This window comes from Streptomyces rishiriensis, from assembly GCF_030815485.1.
GTDB classification, from domain to species: domain Bacteria; phylum Actinomycetota; class Actinomycetes; order Streptomycetales; family Streptomycetaceae; genus Streptomyces; species Streptomyces rishiriensis_A.
This window is the reverse complement of the sequence record NZ_JAUSWV010000002.1, coordinates 1,115,634-1,139,325: the sequence shown is the minus strand read 5'-3', so window position 1 is coordinate 1,139,325 and position 23,692 is coordinate 1,115,634. Positions and strand designations below refer to the sequence as shown.

Here is a 23,692-nt window from a genome sequence, read left to right as displayed (position 1 = left end):
GACGACGGCCCCGCCGGTGCGACCCACACCGGCGGGGCCGTTCACACGTCCGGGCCGCAGGTCGTGGGGCGCCGGCGGGGTGGGACACACCGGCAGTTCACATCACCGCGTCGAGCATTGCGTTTATGTGAGCACTTCCCCGGCGTCCGCGGTTTTCGGCCCTATGGTCCGGCCATGAAGACGACTCGCAGCAGAGGAAGAACCTGGCGCGGCGCGCTGCTGGCGGTGCTGCTGACCACGGGAGCGCTCACCGCGGCCGCCCCGGATGCCCGGTCAGACGGCGCACGGACCGAGACGCCCGTGACGTCGACGCACCCGGCCGACGGAGTGACCGAGACGGTGGTACGGGTGAAGGTGCCGTTACCGCGATCCTTCGGGAACCGTCCGGCGGCCTGCGACCAGCTGTCGTATCTGCGCTATCGCTGGGCCGACGGACCGGCGGCGTCGGCCGACGTCGACCGGATCCTGGTGGCCCAGCCGGGCATCCTGGAGGGCGCCGGAGCGTTCGACAGCGTGGCCCGCGGCACGGTCGCCAAGGCCGCCGCGCAGGGGCTGCACATCGAGTTCTGGGCCCTGGACCGGCGCTCCAACTGCCTGGAGGACCGCACCGGCATCGCCTCCGGCGACCAGCACACCGCCGTCGACTACTACTACCGGTCCGAACAGGTCGACGGCCGGGTCTTCGGGGGCTTCGTCGGCGACGCCCGGCTCGGGTGGATGGCGAAGCTCGGCATCGAACAGACCGTGCGGGACGAGTACGACCTGCTGGTCCACGAACTGCCCGACCAGGGCCTGCGCAAGAGCAAGGTGCTGTGCGGCGGCCACTCGCTGGGCGGGGTCGTCACCGGGTACTTCGCGGCGGCCGACTTCGACGGCGACCCCGCCACCCTGGCGGACGCGGGACAGAACCAGTGCGCCGGCTACTTCGCCCTCGACACGACGATCTCCACCTCGCTCGCCGACCTGAGCGGCAGCCTGCCCGACGACACCAACCTGCCGGACATCGGGCTCGGCTACGCGGCGGTGCAGGCGGGGCTCGACACCGGAGTGCTGCCCCGCTCGCTGTCCGCGCCGGTGCTGCTGAACCCGGAGACCATGACCCTGCTCGCCATCGCCGGTCTGGGCGCCGTGCGCGACCCGGACGGCGAGGCGGACCTGCCGGCCTACCTGCCCTCCGGCATCAACATCGAGGCCACCCACCGTTTCCTGTTCTCGAAGGACACCGCCGCCTTCCTCACCGGCTCACCCGGGGTGAAGGACTTCCGGCTCACCAATGCCACGGTGCTGGGGGCGCTGATGGACGACAACTCCGTACCGCTGGCGTTCCTGCAGAGCAGTGTGGGGTTCTTCGACGGCGGACCGGTCACGGACAAGAGTTTCCCCGTGGCCAACGGCGGCATGCAGCCGACGCAGCTGTTCGGCGTCGGGTACAAGGCCATCCCCGCGCAGCCCCACGGGCCGCTCTACACCTGGCGCGACTACGACCGGGTCGGTGACGTGGACGACCCCGGGTACCGGTCGGCCGACGGGACGCCGTTCACCGACGCGGGCAAGGAGGTCACCGACCTCCAGGAGTTGGCCCGCAGCCTGGCGGAGCAGCCGCTCGACTTCACCGAGCAGTACTTCCCGACCAAACTGGTGACCGACATCCAGCTGGCCACCTCACCGCAGGTGCGCAGACTCCTGGTACACCCCACGGGGCCGACGGCCAATCCGACGCTCACGGTGCTCGCGGGCGACGGACTGCTCGCGGGCCGCATCCCGGCCGACCTGCACCCCGTGGTCGCCGCCGGCTACCAGCACCTCGACGTGCTGACCGCGGCGCCCGTGCAGAACGACGGCCGGCCCGAACCCGTGTCCGGCGCTCTCTCGGCGTTCGCCCGCGCTCCCCGGTAGTCGCGGACAGGCCTCGTACGTCCGAAGGGCCCGGGAGGAGATCCTTCCCGGGCCCTTCCCGTGGGGCGGCGTGCCGGTGCGGTCAGACCTTGCCGGCGGCGAAGGCGGCCGCCGCGGTGGCGTCGGCGGTGTAACCGAGATGTGCCAGTACGTCGTCGCCGCCGTTCTCGCAGATGGGGTCACCGGTGGCGCAGAAGTCGATCGTGCGGCTCTGGTAGGTGCCGGTGACGCTCTTGCCGAGGGCCCGGATCGGGTTGCCGAACAGCAGGACCGCCGCGACCTTCGGCTCGACCGCCGCGGGGAGGGTCGCGACGATGGGGCTGCCGACCACCGCGCCCGCACTGCTGATGCCGATCGAATTGTCGACGACATTCGCGCCCTGCGAATATCCGACGAGAATGTAACGCTGATTCGGGCAGGATGCGGCCTGTGTCCTGACGTGGTTCACCAGATCCGCGTTTCCCTGTGCGGCAGAGGTCAGGGAAAGGTCCGCGGGATAATTCACCGCATAGCTGGACAGGCTTTTGCCCGCCAGTTCCCTCTGCAATGCGGAGAGTACCGGGTCGCCGACGATCAGGCCGAGGGTGCCGGGCTCGAAGGTGCCGCGAGCGGCCACGACGTCGATGTCCGCACACGCGGCGGCCGATGCGGTGGGTGCCGAGAGAGTGACGATTCCGGCCCCGCCGACGAGTGAGAGCGCGGCGAGGCACAAGCGGATACGCATGGGGATCCTTTGCGGGTGGGGCGCGTGCAGCGCCTGATGAAAAGGACAGTCCCGAAGGTATTCGCGTTTCCTTGCCCGGTGTTATGGACGGGAATTCAGAATTTCCCGACGTTTTTGTTCCGTGGTGAGCGGGCGGGGCCTGGTGAGCCGGTGGGGCCTGAGGCGCCGGTGGCCGTCAGCCCCGGTTCGCGGAGCGCAGGGCCAGGATCAGGTCCAGGCGTGCGCCCGGGTCGCGCAGGGCGTCGCCGAAGAGCTTCTCCAGCTGGCGCAGGCGGTAGCGGACCGTCTGCGGATGGATGTGGAGCCGGGCGGCGACATCGGGCACGTTGCTGCCGCCGAGCAGCCAGGCCAGCAGCGTCTCGGCCAGCCGGGCGCGCTGTCCCTCGGAAACGGCGTCCAGGGGCGCGAGGGCCCGCGTCCGAAGATGGGCGAGCAGCGGCTCGTCGCTGTGCAGCAACAACGTCGACAGGTGGTCGGCGCACCGCACCACGCCCTGCCGGGGCAGGATGCCCCGGCCCATCAGGCCCAGCGCCCGGGTGGCCCAGCGCAGCGACTGCGCGGCCTCGGTGACGGGGACCGTCGGGCCGATCGCCGCCGGCCGGCCCTGGAGGCCCGGCAGGAACGACCGGCCGCCGAACCGCCCGGCGCCCTCCGGGTCCGGCACCAGCACGCGGGGCGGCCGTGCCGCCATGTCGGTCAGCGCCCCGGGCATCGCCGGCGGGCCGTCGTCCGCCGCCTGCGGGTCGACGGTCGTCGCCAGCGTGACGACGGCGACGTGTGAGGGCACCCGCCAGCGCGCGCCGTGCGCCAGGTCCTGCACCGCCTCCGGGGACACCGGCCCGTCGCCCAGCAGCAGGTCGAGCAGGCGGCGACGGCGCCGTTCCAGCTCGTCCGTGCTGTGCGAGCGTGCCTCCGCGTAGCCCGCGGCCGCCGCCTCCGCGACCTCGTGCACGGTCCGGAACGCCAGTTCGCCGAGTGCGGCCACGACCGTCGAGTCCAGCCCCAGCTCCTCCGCCGTACGGCCCAGCAGCCGCCAGGCGTGCAGGCCGCCCACCCGTAACGCGGACTGCAAGGCGTCGAGACTGCGGCCCTCCAGGGCCTCGCCGCGCCCGAGTTCGTAGTACGTCGCGGCGATGGCGTCGCCCTGGCCGCGCGGGTCGGCTATGTGGTCGACGAACAACGTGAGCGCCTGCACCACGCCGGCCCGGAGATTTCGGCCGTAGGTCCCGTCGGCCGGCCGCGCGTACTCGGGCACCTGCCGGCGGACCTCCTCCTCCACCTCGTCGGAGACGCCTGCCAACCGGGCGCGCAGGAGCTCGGCGAGGTCTGACGGAACCGGAACGGTCCCGGGATCGGCGGGCACACCGTGCGGGGTGGGCACAGCCACGACGGACACTCCTTTCCCCCGGAGGCGGCTCGCCCACGCGCTGTTGCCCGTGGGACGAGAGGGACGTCCCGTGTTGGACGGACGCCCCCTGCGCTCCGTTCCGTGCCCCGGCTGCACCGACATCACTCCGGCACCCCCAGCGCACCGGCGAGCATCGGCCACGAGGCGGTGAACTCCCGCTTCCAGTACGTCCAGCTGTGTCCTCCCCCCGCGTAGTAGTGGGTGGTGGCCGGTATGCCGAGGAGCGCGAGGAGATCGGTGAAGCCGTGTGCGGAGGGCCACAGGGTGCTCTCCAGCGCCTCGGGCAGCCAGTCGCCGATGCCGCCGACCACCCCGCTGCCGCCGGAGACGTACAGGGGGGTGCCGCGCAGCCCGGCGGCCCGGGCACGCGGGTTGAAGTCGCGCCAGGTGAGGGCGTGCAGCAGCGGGCTGCCCCAGAGCGAGTGCGGGGCCAGGTTCTCGCGGGCCACGATCGCGTCCAGGAGAGCGGGCACGCCCGGGGCGGTGGTGTCGAGGATGCCGCTGTAGGAGGCCGCGGCGGTGAACGTGCCCGGGTGGCGGGCCGCGTGCGCCATCGCACCGTAGCCTCCGGTGGAGACCCCGGCGACGGCCCGCACGCCGGACGCCCGGTAGTCGCGGGCCAGCAGCGCCGGTACCTCCCGGAGCTGGAAAGTCTCGTAGTCGGGGCCGCCGCGCCAGGCGGTGGGGATGCCGGTGGGGCCCGCGTCCGGCATGGCCACGATCAGGTCGCGGCCCTCGGTGAAGGCCTCGATGTCCGTCTCCCTGGTCCAGGACGTGTAGTCGTCGTGGGCGCCGTGCAGGAGATACAGGACGGGGTAGCTCCGGGTGGGCCGGGCGTCGAAGTCCGACGGCAGGATCAGCCGGACCGGCGCGCTGCGGCCCAGCGCGGGGGAGGACACGGACACGTCGAAGGTCCGTGGCCCCAGCCGGGTCGCGGCCCGGGCGCGGCCCGCGGCGCCGGTGGCGCCGAACAGGGCGGCGAGGCCCGCGGCCGCCGCGGCCCTGGTGACGGCGCGTCGGGACGGTCGGGCGGTGTACTGCGGCATGGCGGCTCCTCAGTCCGGTTCAGCGGGTCCGCCCGTCGTGGCGAGGACCCGCCGCAGATGGGCGGCGATCTCGTCGACGTGTGGCGGGTCGAGCAGCGAGAGGTGGTGCCCCGGGACCGGTACGACCGTCAGCCGCGGGCACACCTCGTCCCAGCCGAGGGTCTCGTCGTCCCGCTCGTACGCCGGGTCGCGCACGGTGTGCGGAGCCGGCCCGGTGGCCCGGTACAGGATCACCGGGCCGTCGTGGCGGCCCGGACGGTGGGCCTCGCCGACCCTCAGGTCCAGATACGAGGCACGCTGGTGCTCCAGCGCGGCGGCCGGTACGTCGACGGCCGCGCGCAGGGTCCGCAGCACGCGGTCGATGCGCTCGCGGTCGTCGTCCATCGCCACGAGAGCGTCGTACGGCAGCCGCAGCCGGACCCCGTAGGCGTCGGCGACGTGCCGGGCGAACCCCGTGAGATGCGCGCGGACGCGGTCGGGCGGCGTGGGGCCGGGTTCCAGGAGGGGGCGCACGGAGTCGATGAGGACGACGAGCGGGACGACTCGTCCGGCGGCGGTGAGCTGCCGGGCCGTCTCCTGGGCGAGGAAGCCGCCGAAGGACCAACCGCCCAGCAGGAGGGGCCCGTCGGGGCGGGCGGCGGCGATCGTTTCGGCATAGCGGCGCGCCTTCTCCGGCACGGTACGGGCGTCTTCCAGCCGGTCCAGTCCCTGCACCGGACGGTCGTCCCCGAGCCGTTCGACGAGTGGGCGGTAGACGTCGGCGCCGCCGCCGGCCGCGTGGAACAGGAACAGCGGCGGCCGGGAGCCGGCGGTGCGCAGGGCACGCAGCGGGGCGGGCCCGGCCTTCTCGTCCGCCGTGGACGCCGTCGCCGTCGGGGGAAGGGCCTGGCGGACGCGGTCCGCCACCTCCCCGACGGTGGCGGAACCGAACAGGTCGCGCAGCGGCAGGTCGATGCCGAACTCGCGTTCCAGGGCGGTGCGGACACGGACGGCCATCAGCGAGTCCAGACCGAGGTCGGCCAGCGCCGTGGCGGGCGTGACCCGGGCCGTCGGATGGCCGGTGACGGCGGCGATGTGGTGGCCGAGGCGGGCGGCGACCGAACTGTGGCCGTCCGTCTCCTCGTCCGGTGCGGCGGGTCCGGCCCATCGCGCCGCCGCCGCTGCCGTCGTCGTGACGGGGGCCCGGCCGTCCGTCCACCAGTACCGGGTGTGCCGCCAGCGCGGTGCGGGCACGTCGACGACCCGGCCGGGCGGCCGGGCCGGCGGGAGGCCCGCGGCGTACAGGGCGCCCAGCTCCGAGAGGAATCCGGCGCAGCCGTCCGCGTCGCGGCGCATGGTGCCCACCACGAGGGCGCCGGGCACCGTGTCGGTCACCGGCCGGGCCAGGACCGGATGGGGCGAGATCTCGACGAAAGCGGTGCGGCCGTCGGCGGCGGCCGCCGCGAGGGCCCGGTCCAGGCGCACGGGTCGGCGCAGATTGGCGGCCCAGTGGGCGGCGTCGAACCGGCAGTCGCCGCGCGGGTCGTCGAGGACGGTGGAGTAGACCGGGACGCGCGCAGGCCTGCCCCGGACGTCGGCGAGCGCGTCGGTCAGTTCCGGCAGCAGCGCGTCCACCTGGGGCGAGTGTCCGGCGCCGACGACCCGCATGGCCCGGGCGGCGCGGCCCCGCTCACCGAGCCGGCGCACGAGCCGGGTGACCGCCTCCTCGTCGCCGGTGACGACCTTCTGCCGGGGCGAGGAGTGGACGGCGACCTCGACGCCGCGGAAGTCGCGCGCCAGGTCGTCCAGTTCGCCGTCGTCCAGGTCGACGACGGCCATCGCACCGCCACGCAGCCCGCTCAGCAGCCGGGCCCGCACGGCGACGACCCGGAGCGCGTCCGACACGTCCAGGGCGCCCGCGCAGACGGCAGCGGCCACCTCGCCCAGCGAGTGACCGATCACGGCCGCCGGTTCGGCGCCGTACGAGCGCCACAACTCCGCGAGCGCCAACTGCATCCCGCAAAGGACGGGTTGGGCGATCTCCACACGGTCGAGTGCCGCCCCTGAGGCCAGCCGGTCGTGAAGCGAGAAGCCGCAGACGACGGCGAACTGCGCGTCGAGCTTCTGTACCGCGGCGGCGAACGCCGGTTCCTCGGCCAGCAGACGGCGCCCCATGCCGGGCCACTGGCTGCCGTAGCCCGAGAACACCCACACCGGGCCGGGCCCGACCCGATCGCGGTCGCCGGTCAGCACCCGCGCGTGCGGCCGGCCCTGCGCCAACGCGTCCAGTGCGTCGGTCAGTTCCTCCCGGCCATCGGCGACGACGGCGGCGCGTACCGGTCCGCGGCCGGTGCGTCCGGCGAGGGTACGGGCCACGTCGGCCGGACGGGCGCCGCCTCCCCCGGGGGTACGCAGCCACCCGGCGAGCCGGGCCGCGGTGTCCCGGACCCGCTCGGTGTCGACGTCGGACAGCGGGTACAGCCGGGCGGCCGGTTCGTCGCCCGGGGGCGGCAGCAGCGTGTCGGGCCGCCACTCCTCCAGTACCGCATGGGCGTTGGTACCGCCGAACCCGAAGGCGGACACCCCGGCGGTGGCCGTGCCGCCGTAGCGGGGCCACGGCTCCGGCTCGGTCACCACCCGCAGTCGTACGTCGTCCAGGGCGCTGCCGTGCGCGCAGTGCAGCGACGCCGGAATGCGGTCGTGATGCAGCGCGAGGACCGTCTTCACCAGGCCCGCGATGCCCGCCGCGGACTCCAGGTGCCCGAGGTTGCCCTTGGCCGAGCCGAGCAGCAACGGCTGGTCGGGGTCGCGGCCGGGGCAGAGGACCGTGCCGAGCGCGCCCGCCTCGATCGGATCGCCGAGCGGGGTGCCGGTGCCGTGCGCCTCGACGTAGTCGATCTGCGCCGGGACGAGTCCCGCCCGCGCGTAGGCGGTCCTCAACAGGGCCTGCTGGGCGACCGGGTTGGGGGCGAGAAGGCCGTTGGAGCGGCCGTCGGAGTTCACCGCGGTGGCGCGGACGACCGCGAGGACGCGATCACCGTCCCGCTCGGCGTCGGACAGCCGCTTCAGCAGGACGGCCGCGCATCCCTCGCCGCGTCCGATGCCGTCGGCCACCGCGGAGAACGGCTTGCAGCGGCCGTCCGGCGCGAGGGCGCCCGCCCGCGCGAACGCGACGCCGACGACGGGCGACAGCAGCAGGTTGACCCCGGCGGCGATCGCCAGGTCGCTCTCCCCGGTGCGCAGACTGACACAGGCGTGGTGCACGGCGACGAGCGAGGACGAACAGGCGGTGTCGACGGCCATGCTCGGCCCGCGGGTGTCCAGGACGTAGGCCAGCCGCCCCGCGGTCACCCCGAGCGCCGCGCCCGCCGGGGCCCACGGGTCGACGGCGGCCGCGGCCGCGCCGGTGAGCTGCCCGTACTCCGGGGAGCAGACGCCGACGAAGACGCCGGTGGCCGTGCCGCCCAGCGAGGCGGCCGGCACGGCGGCGTGATCCAGCGCCTCCTGGACGACCTCCAGGAGCATCCGCTGCTGCGGGTCCATCACCGTGGCCTCGCGCGGGGTGATGCGGAAGAAGTCGGCGTCGAACCCGGCGATGTCGTCGAGGTAACCGCCGTACGCGGGCGCGTCGGCGGGCGGGAAGTCGGTGAAGTCCCGCCACCGGTCCGCGGGGACCGGTCCGATCGCGTCCGTCTCGTCCTCCAGCAGCCGCCAGTAGTCGGCCGGGCCGCGCACCCCACCGGGCAGCCGGCAGCCGACCCCGATGACGGCGACGGGCTCGCCGCTCGCCGCCGGGGGCGTGGCGGTGGGCGTCGCGGGGACGTGCCGAGCGGCCGGGGCGCGCAGCTCGGCCACCAGGGCGTCCAGCGTGGGCGCCGACCAGAGCAGCGTCGCCGGCAGCTCACGGCCCGTCAGCCGGGACAGTTCCCCGGCCAGGCCGACGGCGTCCCGCGAGGACAGGCCGAGGTCGGCCAGCGGCAGGTCCATCGGCACGTCGTCCTCGCCGGTGCCGCTCCAGGCGGCGACCCGCTCCGCGATCAGGCGGCGCAACGCGCCCTCGTCGACGGCGCTCATCGGGCGGCCCCCGCCGCGAAGGCGCCCGCCAGATACCGGGCCCGGGTCAGGGCCCGCGCCACCTTGCCGCTGGAGGTCCGGGGCACGGAGCCGGGGGCGACCAGGACGACATCGGCGAGCCGCAGGCCGTGCCGGGCGGAGACGGCCGCGCGCACGGCCCGCGCCAGGGCCGCCACGTCGATCCCGTCCAGAGACGTCGCCCGCGTGTGCTCGGCCACGACGACCACGCGCTCACCCGCGTCGCCGGGGACGCCGAAGGCGGCGAGCCGGTCGCGCCGCACCGCCGGATGCGCCTCCTGGACGGTGCCCTCCACGTCCTGGGGGTAGTGGTTGCGGCCGTCCACGACGATGAGGTCCTTCAGCCGGCCGGTCACGACCAGCTGTCCGTCCAGCAGCGTCCCCAGATCGCCGGTGCGCAGCCAGCCGCCGGACTCGCCGGCCGGCCGCGCGTCGAAGACCCGGCGGCTGCGGGCCTCGTCGTTCCAGTAGCCGCGCCCCACGTTGGGACCCCGCACCCAGATCTCGCCGACCTCCCCCTCGCCGAGCACGTCGCGCGAGACGGGATCGACGACGCGGACCTGCTGGCCCGCCGGGGTGCCGCAGCCCGCCAGCCGTACGGCGTCGGCGTCGTCGGGCCGCGCGGGCAGGGCCTTGCCGGCGGCGAGGGCGTCCCGGTCGAGGGCGAACCGGCGCAGCGGCTCGCCGGGCCGGGCGGCGCTGACGAAGACGGTCGCCTCGGCGAGCCCGTACGACGGACAGTGGACGTCCGCTGCGAGACCCTGGGCGGCGAACGCCGCGTGGAAGCGGTCGGCGGTGCCGGGCCGGACCGGTTCACTGCCGTTGATCAGCGCGGTGACACGGTCCAGCCGCAGCTCCGCCTTCTGCGCGTCGGTCACGGCGGCGACGCAGTAGTCGTAGGCGAAGTTGGGCGCCGCGCTCACCGCGCGCGGATGCGCGGCGAGCAGCCGCAGCCAGCGGACCGGCTCGTGCAGGAACGCGGCCGGGTCCATGAGAACGGACGGGCGGCCCTGGACGACGGGGGCCGCGACACTCAGCACGAGTCCCATGTCGTGGTAGAGCGGCAGCCAGCCCACGCAGGTCACCGGGGCCGTGTCGGCGCCGTACGCGGTCAGCGCCTGGCGGGCGTTGGCGACCACGTTGGCGTGGGTGATCTCCACGCCCGCCGGGGCGCGGGTCGACCCGGAGGTGTACTGCAGATACGCGGTCGCCCCGGCGTCCGGGGCGGCCACGACCCGGTCCCGGTCGGCCGCGTCGGCGACCCGGTCCACCGCGACGGCCGGAACCTGCGCCCGCGCGCAGAGGTCCGCCACCTCCGGCATTCCCCGGCTCGTGGTCACCACGACCGCGGGACACGCGTCGGCCAGCACCCCGGCGAGCCGGTCCCCGTGCCCGGGCAGGCCGGGCGGATACAGCGGCACCGCGACCAGCCCGGCGGCCAGCGCCGCCAGGAAAGCGGTGACGTACTCCGTTCCCTGCGGGCACAGCAGGGCCGCTCGCGCCCCGGGCTCGGCCTCCTCGGCGAGCCGGGCCGCGAGCGCCCGGACCCGCAGGTCCAGCGTCCGCCAGGTCAGCGTGCGGTGTACGCCCCGCGCGTGCGGAGCGGTGTGGTCGACGAAGGTGAACGCCCGGCGTTCCGGCGCGGTTTCGGCCCAGTGCCGCAGGTACTCGGGCAGAGTCCGGTACGCGGGCGCGAGCGGGGGGCTGCTGTCCATCGGGCGGGGCTCCTCACGGCGCGGTGTCGGCCGGCGGGTCGGCCGGATTCAAGCGGGGTGTCGGGCGGTCAGAGCGGGATGTTGCCGTGCCGGCGCTCCGGCATCGGGGCACGCTTCCCGCGCAGTGCGCGCAGGGCACGGCACAGGTGCGCGCGGGTGTCGCGGGGGGCGATGACGGCGTCGACGTACCCGCGTTCGGCGGCGGGGTAGGGCGTCCCGTGGGTGGCCTCGTACGCGGCGACGAGACGGGCCCGCAGCGCCTCGGGATCGTCGGACGCGGCGAGTTCACGCCGGTGCAGCACGCCGACGGCGCCCTCGGCGCCCATGACGGCGATACGGGCGCTGGGCCAGGCGAGGTTGAGGTCGGCGCCCAGGTGTTTGGAGCCCATCACCGCGTACCCGCCCCCGTACGCCTTGCGCACCACCACCGTGATCTTCGGGACGGTCGCCTCGGCGTACGCGTACAGCAGCTTGGCGCCACGCCGGATGATGCCGGCCTGTTCCTGGCTGACACCGGAGAGGTAGCCGGGGACGTCGGCGAAGGTCAGCAGCGGGATGCCGAACGCGTCGCAGAACCGCACGAACCGCGCCGCTTTCTCGGAGGCGTCGATGTCGAGGACACCGGCCGCGTGCAGGGGCTGGTTGGCGACGATCCCGACGCTGGCACCCTCGACCCGCGCCAGGGCGCAGATGATGTTCGGCGCGAACAGCTCCTGAACGTGCAGCAGTTCGCCGTCGTCGACGACCGTGCGCAGGATCTCGCGCATGTCGTACGCCTGGCCGGTCCGGTCGGGGACCAGCGTGTCGAGCCCCGCCCCGTCGGGAGCCGGCGCGGGGGCGTATTCCGGCGGCCGCCCGAGGTTGTTGGCGGGCAGGTAGGACAGCAGGTCGCGCACGGTGTCGAGGGCGTCCTCCTCGTCGGCGGCGAGGAAGTGGGCGTTGCCGTTGACGGAGTTGCTGGCGCGGGCTCCGCCGAGTTCCTCGGCGGTGGTGCGCTCCCCGGTGACGGCCTCGATGACGTCGGGCCCGGTGACGAACATGTGCGAGACACCGTCCACCATCACGGTGAAGTCGGTGATGGCGGGCGAGTAGGCGGCGCCGCCCGCGCAGGGGCCGAGGACGACCGAGATCTGCGGGACGACCCCGGACGCCCGCACGTTGCGGCGCACCAGTTCGGCGTAGAGGGCGAGCGAGGCGACGCCCTCCTGGATCCGGGCGCCACCCGAGTCGTTGAGCCCGATGACCGGACAGCCGGTCTTCAGCGCGAGGTCCATGAGGGCCACGGTCTTCTCACCGAAGGCCTCGCCCATGCTGCCGCCGAAGACGGTCGAGTCCTGGGCGAACACACAGACCGGACGTCCGTCGACCGTGCCGTACCCGGTCACGACTCCGTCCCCGTACGGCCGGCGGGCGCCGTCCCCCGTGGACCGCGCCCTGACGAACCCGCCGGTCTCCGTGAAGGAGCCCTCGTCCAGCAGCCGTTCGATCCGCTCCCGGGCACCGAGCGCCCCGGGCCTCCTGGGCGTGCCCGGTACCACCGCCCTCGCCTGCCGGCGCTCCAGGTCCGCGATGCGGTCGGCGGTGCGGTCCGCGGGACGGTCCGCCGGGCTCGTCGCTGTCGCTGATTCCTTCGCCGTCGCCGCAACTGCCGCCGTAGCCACGGATGTTGTCGCCTCTCGTGTCACAGCCACCTCCGAAGTGGTTCTCGAATATGGCAGCGATGCGGGAAGAACCGGAGGGATCACCCGGTCTGTTTGCGTGAGTTGAGTCCTCCGGCCCGGAGGTTCGTCCTGGCGTGACAAGGCGCGCGGCGCCGGACGCTCGCGCGGCTCGGCGTCGGGGGCGTCAACCCTGCCCGCGCTCAGTGGAGTTGCGGCGCAGCCACCCTCGCGGACGGCGGTTCCGGGGCCGTGCGGGGTCCTGCCCCGTCGTTCACCGCGGGCGGGTCCTGGGATAGGGTCCGACCGGTTCCGGCCACCGAACGAAGACGCGCCGGTACGGGGAGTGTCGGAGGGCGGCAGAGCAATGGAATCGCAGGTGGGCGACGGCGGATCCGTGGACCTGGACGGCGCGCGGCTGGAGACGATCACGCCGCAACCGCTGCTGACCCGGGACTACGAGACGCGCCCCTCGCTCGTGTACGAGCGGCTCAGGCAACAGCACGGTCCGGTCGCGCCGGTCGACCTGCTGGGGGTGCCCGCCTGGCTGGTTCTGGGCTACCGCGAGTCGCTCGAGGTGCTCCAGGACGACGCCGGGTGGCCCAAGGGGCTGGAGAGGTGGCGGGCCCGCTCGGAGGGCAGGGTGCCGGCCGACTGGCCGCTCGGACCGTCCCTGGAGGTGAACCATGTGCTGATCCAGGGCGGTCCCGGATACCGGCCGCTGCGGACGGCCTGGGACGCGGCTCTCAAGCCGTTCCAGGACCCGCGCCACCCGCAGGCCAAGAGGCTGAAGACGGCCGTCGGCGCCTACGCCGACGAACTGATCAGTCTGGTGGGGCAGGCCGGCGGCACGGGCTGGGCGGACCTGTCCGCCCAGTTCTCCCGGCCTCTGCCGCTGATGGTGGCCAGCCATCTGCTCGGCTTCCCCGGTTCCCAGGGTGACGACGCGCTGATGGACATGTGGCGGGTACTGGACGCGGGTCCGGACGCGGAGCCGGCCCTCGAACGGCTGCTGGCGGCGCTGGCCGAACTGGCGGCGGGGAAGCGGGAGAAGCCGGGGGAGGACTTCCCCTCGTACCTGCTGGCCGCGCATCCCGAACTCTCGCTCGAGCAGCTCGCCCGAGAGCTGTTCATGCTGCTGGGCATGACCTCCGACCATGTCGGCATCCTCATATCCAACACGGTGGTCGAGGTCATCTCGGGTGAGGGCGGCGTGCGGGCCAGCCTGTCCGCCGGGATGGTCCGGGAGAGCATGAACCGGGTGGTCATGCGCAAGCCGCCGCTGGTGAACTTCGTGCCGCGCTTCGCGGCCGAGGACACGCGGCTCGGGAACTACACGATCCGGGCCGGCGACCCGGTGTGGGTCTCCGCCGCGGCGGCGCACGCCGACCCGCTCTTCGCCGGCCACGTGGAGTCGGGCACCACGGTCAGCACCCGGGCGCACCTGGCCTGGGGTGCGGGCCCTCGCCAGTGCCCGGCGCGCGAGCTCGCCTCGACGGTCGCGGCGGTCGGCGTGAGCCGGCTGTTCGAGCGGTTCACCCACCTGGACCTCGCTCTCCCCGTCGACCAACTGCCCTGGCGCTCCTCGCCCTTCATGCGCGGCCTGCGCTCGCTGCCCGTACGGTACGAACTGGCCACGATGCCGGAGCCGCCGTCCTCGCGGGCCCCAGCCGAGGAGCCCGCCGGGACCGGGCTGCCCGGTCCGGCGGTCCGGCAGCGCTCGTCGCTGTGGCGCTGCCTGACGGGCCTGATCGGCGTCGGCCGCTGACCCCGGGACATCGGCGCGGGTCGGACTAGGACGGCAGGAACACCCGGCCCAGTTCGATGCGGCCGATCCGCGGGGCCCGGCCCGTCGCGTTGCGGAAGGTCACGCTGTTGGCGCCCTTCCGCAGGTCGACGGGGACGCCCAGCGTCCAGTAGTCGTCCAGGCTCCAGGTGTTCTTGAACGTGACCCGCAGCGGTGTTCCGGCGCCGACGGTGATGTCCGCCGTACGGGACAGGATGTCGGTGTTGTAGGCGTGGCCGGTGTCGCGGCGGTCGTCGTGGGCGTAGTGGACGACCAGCACATGGCGGCCGGAGTGGAGCGCGTGCACGGTGAACTCGGCCGCGCCGTGAGGGCTGTCGCCGACGTCGTCGACGCAGAAGCCGCCGGGGGCGTGGGCGGAGCCGACGAGCCTCGCCGCTCCGGTGAGCGCGGCGGACGCGGCATCGTAGGAGAGGGCGCCGCCGGCCGAGCCCGCGCCCGAGACGTCGAGGGACCGGACGGCCGCCTGCCGGGCCGTCGGCGCGGTCAGCGCGACGCGGTTGTTGCCCGCCACCAGGTAGAGCCGCAGGGGCCGGTCCGGCGCCGCGGTCAGCCGTTCGCCGTGCAGCGCGAGCCACACCGTCGCCGAGGCCCGCGGCACCACGGTGTAGTGCCCGTCGCGCGGGGCGTAGACGTCGAAGACGGCCCGGTCGCCCTCTCGCAGGACCAGGGCGCCCGTCCCCACCCCGGCCGACGAGGAGTAGTCGTACGACGGGCTGCCGCCGATGTCCGCGAGCGTCGCCTCGTACGACGCCCAGGGCGCGCCGGTGCGCGCGGTGAGGTCGAGGCGGTCGAGGGTGACTTCGGCGTCGCCCCCGACGAGGGTCAGCACATGGGTGCCGGCCGGCAGTTCGACTCGGAGATCCTTCTTGGCGAGGTGGGCCCGATCCTGAGTCGAGGGGTACGTCACCGTGACCGGGTGCGCGCCGTCGACGAGCAGCTTCTGGCCGGCGGGGGCGCCCGACCCGTTGCCGTAGAGGATCGCCAGGTCGTACGTCCCGTCCGCGGGCACCGTCACCGTGAGGTCCATCCTGCCGCCGGGGGTGCCGAGAGAGACGGCGTTCGTGCCGGAGGCCGCGTAGCCGTCCGCGTCGGCGACCGTCCCCCGGGTGGGGACCCGGCCACCGGTGATCGCCGCGTCCTCTGCCTCGTACGATGCCGACCAGGGCACGCACACGGCGGACGGGGCGCCGGCGCCGCCCGGAGTGAGGACGATCCGGTACGCGGACATCCTGCGCGCGCCGCTCAGCGGCACGGTGACCGAACCGTCGGCGGCGACCTCCAGCACGGTGCGGGCGAGCACCCGCGGCGCGGCGTGCTGCCCCTCGTAGCCCGACCAGGCGGCCTCGGCGACGGTCGCGACGACCGCGCGGCCGAAGACGGCCCGGGGGACACCGCGCACCTCGACGTCCACGTCGCCGTCCGAGCCGCCCAGCAGCACCTGGGCCTGACGGCGCGAGGAGTCGAGGGAGGCGAGGCCCTGGAGGGTGTCGACGCTGTGCGGCTGCGGCGGGGTGACCTCGACGGTGTCGCCGGTCAGCCCGGCGTACCAACGGAAGAACCACCAGCCGCCGTTGGGGATGTTCGTTCGTACGACGTTGCCGTCCATGTTGCCGGCGGCGTCCCAGTAGGCCTGGTTGGCGTACACCTTGTTCCGCTCGAACATCGACACCCACTGCACGAGCTGTCCCGGCACGGACAGGTCCCGGCGGTTGGCGTACTCGTCGATGCTGACTCTCAGCGGCGCGATCCCCAACCGGCGTTCGGTCGCACGGTAGTCGTCGTGGTGACTCTGGAACTCCCGTAGCGAGTCAGGGCTCAACTCGTGCCAGGTCACCACGTGGGGCAGCACGTTCTCCCGCTGGCCGAAGGCGAGGAAGTCGCTCATCAGGCGGGGGTGATAGCCCGTCTCGTTGGGCCCGGCGATCCTCGCGTCGGGGTCGAGGGAGCGGATGCGCCGGTACACCGTCCGCCAGTCCTCGAAGAACCGGTCGCGGTTCGCCTCGTACCGCTCACGGTCCGGCACGCCGAGGTCGTACCAGATGCAGTCGGGTTCGTTGAACGGGATGTAGACGAAGCGGTCGTGGTGCGGATCCGCCATGACCTCCTTGACGATCTCGTCGACCCTCGGGAGGTAGTCGTCGATGCCCAGGTCCTCGTACGGCCATCGGGCATAGACGTCCTGCATCATCACGTTGATCTCGCCGCCGCCGTTGCGGAAGAACGACCCGGAGACGGAGAGCGCGTCCCCGTTGGGGTGCTGGGCGCCGCCCTCCGGCTTCTGCGTGACGCTGGTGATCTTCAGCGGTGCGAGTACGGCGTCGCTGGGCACCCCGTCGTCCCCGATCCCGTACAGCGCGCCGTTGGCGCCGAGCAGAACCGGGCCCTCGGAGACGGCGAGGTCGACGGTGAGGCGCTGCGGAGCGGACGCGCGACCCCTTGCCGGGGGCGGTGCGTGACCGGTCACATCCATGGGGGGATTGTGGCCGGGTGTACCGGGGCAGTCAATGCGGCGTGATCAGCGGGACTCCCGACGGGCCGGCCTGACGACACCGGTGGGGCCGGCCGCTTCGCGCCCGGCCGGACGACACCGGTGCGGGCGGGGCCGGCCCCACCCGTGGCCCTGGAGGTCTGGCGGACGCTTGTCTCCGGGGTCGGGTGGCGGCCCTTCGCGGCAGGCCTCAGCCCATGCTCTTCGCGCCGTCCAGGGACTCGCGGACGATGTCCGCGTGCCCCGCGTGCTGGGCGGTCTCCGCGACGATGTGCAGCAGCACCCGGCGGGCGGACCACCGCGCACCGGCCTCGAACCAGGGCGCCGCCGGCAGCGGGTGGTCCGCGTCCAGATCGGGCAGGGAGGCGACCAACTCGTCGGTGCGCTGCGCCACTTCCTCGTACTCCTTCAGCACCCCGGCCAGCGTCTCGCCGGGCAGCATCCGGAACTCGTCGGCCCGCCTGGCGAAGTCCGCCTCCGTCATCTTGGTGAAGTCGGGCATCGCCGAAGGACCCTCGAGGATGAAGGCCACCCAACCTCGTTCGACCGAGGCGACGTGCTTGATCAGGCCGCCCAGACAGAGCTCGCCGGCGGTCGTGCGGAGACCGGCCTGCTCGTCGGTGAGGTCACGGGTGGTGAAGCGCAGGAAGTGCCGCTGCTTGGTGAGCGCCTCCAGCAGGTCGGCGCGCTCGCCGCGGACGGCGGGTGCTGCGGCGGTCTCGTCGAGGGAGGTGGGCTTGCCCATGGTCGCCTTCTTCCGTGAGTGGTTTCCGTGTGCGAGCACCACGTTAGGAGCGATAGAGGTCAGATCCTGTCCTAAAGACGCCCCGGGCTCACCGGGTTCACCGTGAAGTCGCCACCACCTCCGCGTCCGCCCCCCACGCCGCCGCGCACAGCGCCCGCTCCACCTCCCCGGCGTAGACCGAGGCGGCCAGCCAGGCGCGGGCGAAACGGTCCGTGTCCGCCGGGAGCAGCCGCCCGAAGGCGTCCCGGGAGCGGTCCGCGGCGGCGGCCCGGAGCTCGCCGAGCAGATCGCCCGCGGTGGCGAGACCGACGCGGCGCAGCCGTCCGTCGTCGCCCGCGCCGCCGTCCGGGAAGCCCAGCACCCGCCGGCCCCCGGACACAGCCTGGTGCACACGGCGGCTCAGCAGATGCAACGGCGCCTCGTCCACCGGGGGAGCGGCGGCCGGCGGGGCCGACGCGGTGGGCAGATCCGCGTGCTGGAGACGGTCCAGGCCCAGATCCACCCGGTCGCCGGGCCGGGCCGGGTGCTCGGCGGCGAGCAGCAGGGCCCGCGGGAGCGGCCCCGGCACCAGACGCGCGACGACCCGCAGCCGCCTGCCCCGGGCGGCGGCCAGGAGGCGGAGGTTGTCGCGGTAGGGGAGCGCGGGATCGTCGTGCGCCACGGCGAGCCGGACCGCACGGCCCCCGCAGTCGGCCAGCAGACGGTCACCCGTCGCCTCCCGGACCGTGCCCGCCAGGGTGACGTCGAGGAAGAGCAGTCCGTGCCCACCGCCCAGGGCGTGGGCGACCTGCTCGGCCACCGGCACCGCCCACAGCCGGTCGAGCGGTTCGGCGCTCCAGGCGGCACCGGACGCGCGCACCGCCCGCACCCCGGCACCGGCGCCGAGCCGGCCTGTCGGCGACACCGTCGCGCCGGACACCGCCAGGCCCGCGCGCGACAACTCACGGTGGGTCAGGGCGGTGTCGCCGATCCGTACGGCCCGGTCCGCCGCGCCGGTCGCCCGGCCGGGACCGCCGGGAGCCACGTCGGAGACCGTGTAGAGGCGGCCCCCCGCGTCGGCGGTCCAGGTGACGGCGCCCGCGTACCCGGTCGTCGTCAGGACGGGTTCCGAGAAGAGTCCGAAGAGGCGCAGCGAACCGTCCGGGGTGTACGGCAGGCGTACGCCGCCGCGCAGTTCGGCCAGGTCCCGGCCGGTCGCGAACGGCAGGCGGTGCGCCATGCCGAGGACGGTGCACAGCGCGTCGACAAGGTCGGGCAACCGGTGGGCCGGGTCGGCGGAGCGGGCCGCGCGTACCCCGTTGACCACGGAGACCGCCGCGGCGGCGACCCTCGGGAGCCCCGCGAGCCGCGCGGTGTGCGCGGCGCGCAGGAGCTCCGCCTGGAGCACGGCACCGGAGCCGTCCGCACCGGCCTCGAGGACGCCGGCCGCCGCACCGTACACCGCCCGCGCGGCGGCGAGTTGGGCTGGAGCAGCGGCCTCGGTGGTCAGGGCGGTGGCGGCGGTCCCGGCGGCCGGGGGCCGGGACGCCGCTTCGGCTGTCGGCTGCGCGGGCGGGCTGTCGGGAGTGTCCTCGGCCACCGGCGCGGCCGAGGCCGCCGCCGCGCGGTGCAGACAGTCGGGAGCGAGCAGACAACCGCAGCGGATCGCGTCCGCCCGGGTCACCGCGCCCCCGGGCGCCTGCAGTTCGAGGTGGGTCTCGTCGTCGACGGCGATCCGCACGGTGTCGCCCTCGCGGACCACCGGACGCGCCGCCAGTCTGGCGATGCCCGCGTCCAGCCGCTTGCGCAGCCGGGGAGAGAGCACCTCGACGAGTTCGGCGGTGACGGACGGCGCGACCGGCGGCAACAGGTCCTGGCTCATGCGATCTTCTCCCCTACCCAGCGGGCGAGTTCGAGCGGACTGAGAGCGGCGACGGGCATGCCCGCCGCGACGAGCTGTCCCGCGACGCCCGTGGAGTAGCGCGGCCGGCCCGTGTCGTCGAGGCTCGCGCAGCCCAGAACATGACAGCCCGCACCGACCAGCGCCCGCACCTCCGAGAGCAACCCGCCGAGCGGCTGGCCCTCCTCGAAGTCGCTGACGACCACGACGAGCGTCCGCGACGGCACGGTGACCAGCTCGCGGGCGTGCCGCAGCCCCGCCGCGATGTGTGTCCCACCGCCCACGCTGACCTCGAGCAGCAGCGACAACGGGTCCTCGACATGGCCGGTGAGGTCGATGACCTCGGTGGAGAAGGCCAGGAAGTGCGTGGACAGCGTCGGCACCCCGGCCAGCACCGAGGCGGTCAGCGCGGCCCACACCGTGGATGCCTCCATGGAACCCGACACGTCCGTGACCAGGATCAGCCGCCAGTCCGCGGCCCGCCGCGCCCGGGTACGGAACACCGGGTGCTCGGGGATGACCCGGACCGTGCCGTCAGGGCCGCGCCGCGCGGTCGCCAGATTGGCGCGCAGGGTCCGCGGGAGGTCGAGGCCGCCGCCCGGACGCCGACTGGGCCGCGGCAGCGCCGTGCCGTGCAACGCGGGGCGCAGCCGGGTGGCCAGCTGCCGGGTGAGCGCCTCGACCAGCCGCCGCACCAGCGGACGCAGCGCCGCCAGCCGGGCCTCGGGCAGCCCGCCCGCGTGCCGCAGCACGGTGCGCAGCAGATCGACGGAGGGGCGCACGCTGTCCGCGTCCAGCTCCGCGAGCACGTCCCGGCGGCCCGACGCGGCGGCCGCCGCCAGCACCTCCTCCCGGATGCCCGGCCCGAACAGCGCGGCCAGCTCCTGCGACCACTCCCGTACCCCGGGATACGGTGCGTCGCGGCCACCGCGGTCCCCCGGGCCCGTCAGGTCCCCGCGGCTGCCCTCGCCGCGCCCGCTGCCGTACAGCTCGTCCAGAGCCGTCGCCAACGCGCGCGCGGACGTGGGCAGTCGATCGCTGCGACGGCCCAGCAGAAGTCGCCACCGGTCGGCGGAGGAGAGCCGACGGTCGAGACGGTCCTCGCCAGAGCATCCGGTCTCGGCCGTCGCGGCCACGGTCTCGGCCGTCGCGGCCACGGTCTCGGCCGTCGCGGCCACGGTCTCGGCCGCCACGGTCACGGTCTCGGCCGCCACGGTCACGGTCTCGGCCGTCACGGTCCCGGTTCCGGCCGTCACGGTCTGGGGACCGGCCGGCATGGTCTCGGTTCCGGCCGCCACGGTCTGGGTGTCGCCCGTCACGGTCTCGGTCTCGGCCGTTACGGTCCCGTCCGTCACCGTCACCGTTCCGGCCGTCACCATCACGCTCTCGGTCGTAACCTGCACGGTCTCGTCGGTCACCGTGACGGTCGCGGCGGTGGGCGCGTGGTCGTCGCCGTCCGGGTCGGGCAGCAGCCTCAGCGACCGCAGGGCGGCGCGGGCCGCGATGTCCGCCCCGGCCCAGACGGCGAGCGCGGCCGGATCCACCCCGTCGGTGTCCGCGACGTGTCGGGTGTCGAGGCGTTCCTCGACGGCCGAGAGGAGACGCTCGCGAGCCGCGGGACTCAGGGTCTCGAAGCCGCCCCGCAGCGCGGGCAGCCGGTCGAGGAACTCCCGGTCGGGCAGCTCCGACACCCGGCGCAGCAGCGGTTCCAGCGCGGGCGCCGCCGCTTCCAGCAGCGGACCGGCGGCGGCCAGCAGTCCGCTCAGCCGCGCCGTCAGGGCCGAGCGCGAGTCGGGGTCGACGGCACCGTCCACCCAGGACGCCACCCGGTCGCCGAAGGCCCGGGCGCTCTCCTGTCCGAGCAGTACCCGGACCGCTCCGGCGGCACCGCGCATCAGCGGAGAGCCGTCGGCGGCCAGCCGGGCGAGGGCGTCGATGAGTCGGATACCGCCCAACAGGTCGGCGCGGTGAGCGAGTTCGAGAAGGGCGTGGGCGTCGGCCGGGTCCTCGGAGCCGGTCAGTCCGTCCACCTGCCGCACCGCCGCCGAGGTGAGCAGCTCTGCCACGGCGGCCGCCCGCGCCGTACGGTCCCCGTCGACGCCGAGTCCCGGCACATGACCGGCCCGCAACCGGTCCGACAGCGCCAGCCCGGCCAGGAGTTCGGGCAGCGTACCGGCCGGCGGCAACACCTCGGCGACATCGACGAGCCGCTCGTCCGCCAGCGCCGGCAGACCGCACTGCGCTGCCTCCGCGAGCCCCTGGAGCACCTGGGCGGCCGTGGATCCGCCCGCGTCCCGCTCCGCACGCCGACGCTCCCGCAGCACACCCTCGGCGGCCTGTGCCGCGGTCACCCCGCGCACCCCGGCCGCGGTCAGCATGGCCGCCGTCGCCGGCGTCCACCGCACCTCCCAGCGCGAGGTGAGAGCCTCCGCGCCGCCCGCGCCGACGACCTCTTTCGCCTCTCCGTACGGCACACCGCACACCGTCAGCCGGCGCAGCAGAAGCTCACGGCGCCGGTCGAGGTCCGACCGCAGCGGGTCGAGCCGCAGATCCCGCGCCGGGGCGGACGCGTTGCCGGGCCCCGGCAGGCCCAGCCCCGCCACCTCGGCCTCGACCGCCGGGACGAGACCGCTGCGCGGCGCGCCCGGCGCCGGCCGCCCGGTGCGCGTACCTACCAGCACCCGCTCCATCGCCCGGGCCACGGCCCGTCCCCGCCCGTACGGCTCACCCTGGGCGAGGACCGTCTGCACGGCCTCGACCAACTCGCCCCTGCCCGCCGCGGGCAACCCCCGCAGCCGGGCCAGGTCCGAGGCGAGCCGGGTGATCTCGCGAGCGTCCGCCGGCCCGGACGGATGCCCGAGGTCCCGCAACGCCGCACACACCCGCACGGCCGCGCCGGTCAGCGCCTCCTCCAGCGCCGACGGGTCGCCCGCCGCCCGCAGCACCATGTCCTGCCACTCCGGGTCCCGGATACCGGCCGGATAACCGGACCGCTCGTCCAGAAGGGCATAGGCGTACGGAATCAGCGACGTGATCCACCCCGGCCGACTTCCCGCGGCCCCTTCACCCGCCCTGCCGACACCCGCGTCTGCGTCCCGTTCGCCGACACCGGGGACGGCGTCCGCGTCCCGCTCACCGATGTGCGGGACGGTGTCTGCGTCCCGCTTGCCGACGGCGGGGACGCTGGCTTCGGCACGTTCGCCGACACCCGGAACGGCGTCTGCCTCCCCGTCGCCAGTCGCGGGGACGGTGGCCCCGGCATGCTCGCCGTCGGCCGGGAGGGTTGTTCCCGCGCTGTCGCCGACACCCTGGGCAGCGCTTTCGTCTCGCGCGCCGACGACGGCGGGGGAGGCACCGTCGCCCCGTCCGACCAGGGTCTGGCCCGTCAGCGCAGGCGCGTGGAAGGCGCCGACGACCACGGCGGCGCGCTCGCCGCGCGCGGTTGCCTCGTCGATCAGGGACCGCATCCACCGCTCACGACGCAGATCCAGCTCGGGCACCCCACCGGCGGCGGCCGCGTCCGCGCGCAGCGCCCACCCCGTCAGCAGGGCCGCCCGACGCAGCGCCTCGGGCGGCGACCCGGGGGCGGTGGCCTCGACGAGACGGTCCCACAGGTCCTCCCCGGGACGGCCCGTGAGCCGCGCCCGCAGCGCGCCGGCGAGCCCGGGCGCCTCCTCCCGCGCATCGCCGTCACGTCCCTCACCCCACGCCCGGTCCGCGAGCGGCAGGTCGCAGGCCAGCACCGGGACGCCATGGCGGGCGGCCCAGCGCAGGGCGGCCAGCTCTGGCGAGAAGTCGGCGAACGGATAGAACGCCGGGCCCCCGCCGCCCCCGCCGTCACGCGGCGCGGCGGCGAGCGCGACCGGGGCCCGGGTCTCCTCGTGTCCGAGCCAGGGCAGCCACTCCTGCATCTCGGCCGGCAGCTCGACGAGCAGCACGTCGGGCTTCGCCTCGTCCAGCAGCGCGGGCACGGCGGCGGCCAGCGAGGGCGCGTGATGCCGCACCCCGATCAGATAGGGCGCGGCGGGGTCGGTGAGCACCGCGAGAGCCTCAGCCGGAGAGCCCGGAGAGCCCGGGAAGTCAGGCCCGTCCGAGGCGTCTGGGGCGTCCAGGCCGCCCGAGGAGCCCGGGCCGCCCGAGGAGCCCGGGCCGCCCGAGCTGCCCGAAGAGCCCGGGCCGCCCGAGGAGGTCGGGTGGCCCGGCGAGTCCTGGGCGTCCGAGGAGCCCGGGGGGTCCGGTGTTTTCGGCGTGGTGG

Annotated in this window: 12 protein-coding genes; 2 read left to right on the top strand and 10 right to left on the bottom strand. The window is 74.8% G+C overall.

Annotated features, from left to right (window positions below):
• The first annotated feature begins 174 nt into the window (after positions 1 to 174).
• On the top strand, positions 175 to 1,896 hold the full coding sequence (locus QF030_RS07455; protein ID WP_307161862.1) for a hypothetical protein: 1,722 nt from the start codon (positions 175 to 177) through the stop codon (positions 1,894 to 1,896).
• A gap of 82 nt (positions 1,897 to 1,978) precedes the next feature.
• On the opposite strand, the gene QF030_RS07450 is transcribed toward QF030_RS07455, so the two are convergent.
• The 6 genes from QF030_RS07450 to QF030_RS07425 form a co-directional block, all read right to left on the bottom strand.
• Positions 1,979 to 2,620: a cutinase family protein gene (locus QF030_RS07450; RefSeq protein ID WP_307161861.1), complete on the bottom strand. Its 642-nt coding sequence runs from the start codon at positions 2,618 to 2,620 to the stop codon at positions 1,979 to 1,981.
• A 175-nt stretch (positions 2,621 to 2,795) separates the two neighbouring features.
• A complete protein-coding gene (locus QF030_RS07445) occupies positions 2,796 to 4,007 on the bottom strand; it encodes a PucR family transcriptional regulator (RefSeq protein WP_307161860.1) in 1,212 nt (403 codons plus the stop codon).
• Positions 4,008 to 4,129: 122 nt separating this feature from the next.
• Entirely contained in the window at positions 4,130 to 5,074 is a 945-nt protein-coding gene (locus QF030_RS07440; RefSeq protein WP_307161859.1) for an alpha/beta hydrolase, read from the bottom strand.
• Positions 5,075 to 5,083: 9 nt separating this feature from the next.
• The gene (locus QF030_RS07435; protein ID WP_307161858.1) at positions 5,084 to 9,127 is read right to left on the bottom strand and encodes a type I polyketide synthase; all 4,044 of its coding nucleotides are present in this window, start codon (positions 9,125 to 9,127) and stop codon (positions 5,084 to 5,086) included.
• Positions 9,124 to 10,860, bottom strand: coding sequence for a fatty acyl-AMP ligase (locus QF030_RS07430; RefSeq protein WP_307161857.1), 1,737 nt, complete (start codon positions 10,858 to 10,860; stop codon positions 9,124 to 9,126). The genes QF030_RS07435 and QF030_RS07430 overlap by 4 nt, the downstream gene beginning before the upstream one ends.
• A 68-nt stretch (positions 10,861 to 10,928) precedes the next feature.
• On the bottom strand, positions 10,929 to 12,431 hold the full coding sequence (locus tag QF030_RS07425) for an acyl-CoA carboxylase subunit beta (protein ID WP_307167499.1): 1,503 nt from the start codon (positions 12,429 to 12,431) through the stop codon (positions 10,929 to 10,931).
• Between the two features lie 454 nt (positions 12,432 to 12,885).
• Between QF030_RS07425 and QF030_RS07420 the strand changes: the two genes are divergently transcribed.
• Entirely contained in the window at positions 12,886 to 14,286 is a 1,401-nt protein-coding gene (locus QF030_RS07420; RefSeq protein ID WP_307161856.1) for a cytochrome P450, read from the top strand.
• 25 nt (positions 14,287 to 14,311) lie between these two features.
• Here QF030_RS07420 and QF030_RS07415 read toward each other — a convergent pair whose 3' ends face one another.
• The 4 genes from QF030_RS07415 to QF030_RS07400 all read right to left on the bottom strand — a co-directional run bounded on the left by QF030_RS07415 (position 14,312) and on the right by QF030_RS07400 (position 23,477).
• A complete protein-coding gene (locus QF030_RS07415) occupies positions 14,312 to 16,795 on the bottom strand; it encodes a cellulosome protein (RefSeq protein ID WP_307161854.1) in 2,484 nt (827 codons plus the stop codon).
• Between the two features lie 208 nt (positions 16,796 to 17,003).
• Positions 17,004 to 17,558, bottom strand: coding sequence for a DinB family protein (locus tag QF030_RS07410; RefSeq protein ID WP_307161853.1), 555 nt, complete (start codon positions 17,556 to 17,558; stop codon positions 17,004 to 17,006).
• 97 nt (positions 17,559 to 17,655) lie between these two features.
• Positions 17,656 to 19,419 carry an SWIM zinc finger family protein gene (locus QF030_RS07405; protein ID WP_307161852.1) on the bottom strand — a complete coding sequence of 588 codons (1,764 nt, stop codon included), beginning with the start codon at positions 19,417 to 19,419 and terminating at the stop codon, positions 17,656 to 17,658.
• On the bottom strand, positions 19,416 to 23,477 hold the full coding sequence (locus QF030_RS07400) for a vWA domain-containing protein (RefSeq protein WP_307161851.1): 4,062 nt from the start codon (positions 23,475 to 23,477) through the stop codon (positions 19,416 to 19,418). The genes QF030_RS07405 and QF030_RS07400 overlap by 4 nt, the downstream gene beginning before the upstream one ends.
• Positions 23,478 to 23,692 lie beyond the last annotated feature (215 nt).

Coding starts and splice junctions, on each gene's coding strand:
- QF030_RS07455 (WP_307161862.1), top strand. CDS start 175: ATGAAGACGACTCGCAGCAGAGGAAGAACCTGGCGCGGCGCGCTGCTG.
- QF030_RS07450 (WP_307161861.1), bottom strand. CDS start 2,620: ATGCGTATCCGCTTGTGCCTCGCCGCGCTCTCACTCGTCGGCGGGGCC.
- QF030_RS07440 (WP_307161859.1), bottom strand. CDS start 5,074: ATGCCGCAGTACACCGCCCGACCGTCCCGACGCGCCGTCACCAGGGCC.
- QF030_RS07435 (WP_307161858.1), bottom strand. CDS start 9,127: ATGAGCGCCGTCGACGAGGGCGCGTTGCGCCGCCTGATCGCGGAGCGG.
- QF030_RS07430 (WP_307161857.1), bottom strand. CDS start 10,860: ATGGACAGCAGCCCCCCGCTCGCGCCCGCGTACCGGACTCTGCCCGAG.
- QF030_RS07420 (WP_307161856.1), top strand. CDS start 12,886: ATGGAATCGCAGGTGGGCGACGGCGGATCCGTGGACCTGGACGGCGCG.
- QF030_RS07415 (WP_307161854.1), bottom strand. CDS start 16,795: ATGGATGTGACCGGTCACGCACCGCCCCCGGCAAGGGGTCGCGCGTCC.
- QF030_RS07410 (WP_307161853.1), bottom strand. CDS start 17,558: ATGGGCAAGCCCACCTCCCTCGACGAGACCGCCGCAGCACCCGCCGTC.
- QF030_RS07405 (WP_307161852.1), bottom strand. CDS start 19,419: ATGAGCCAGGACCTGTTGCCGCCGGTCGCGCCGTCCGTCACCGCCGAA.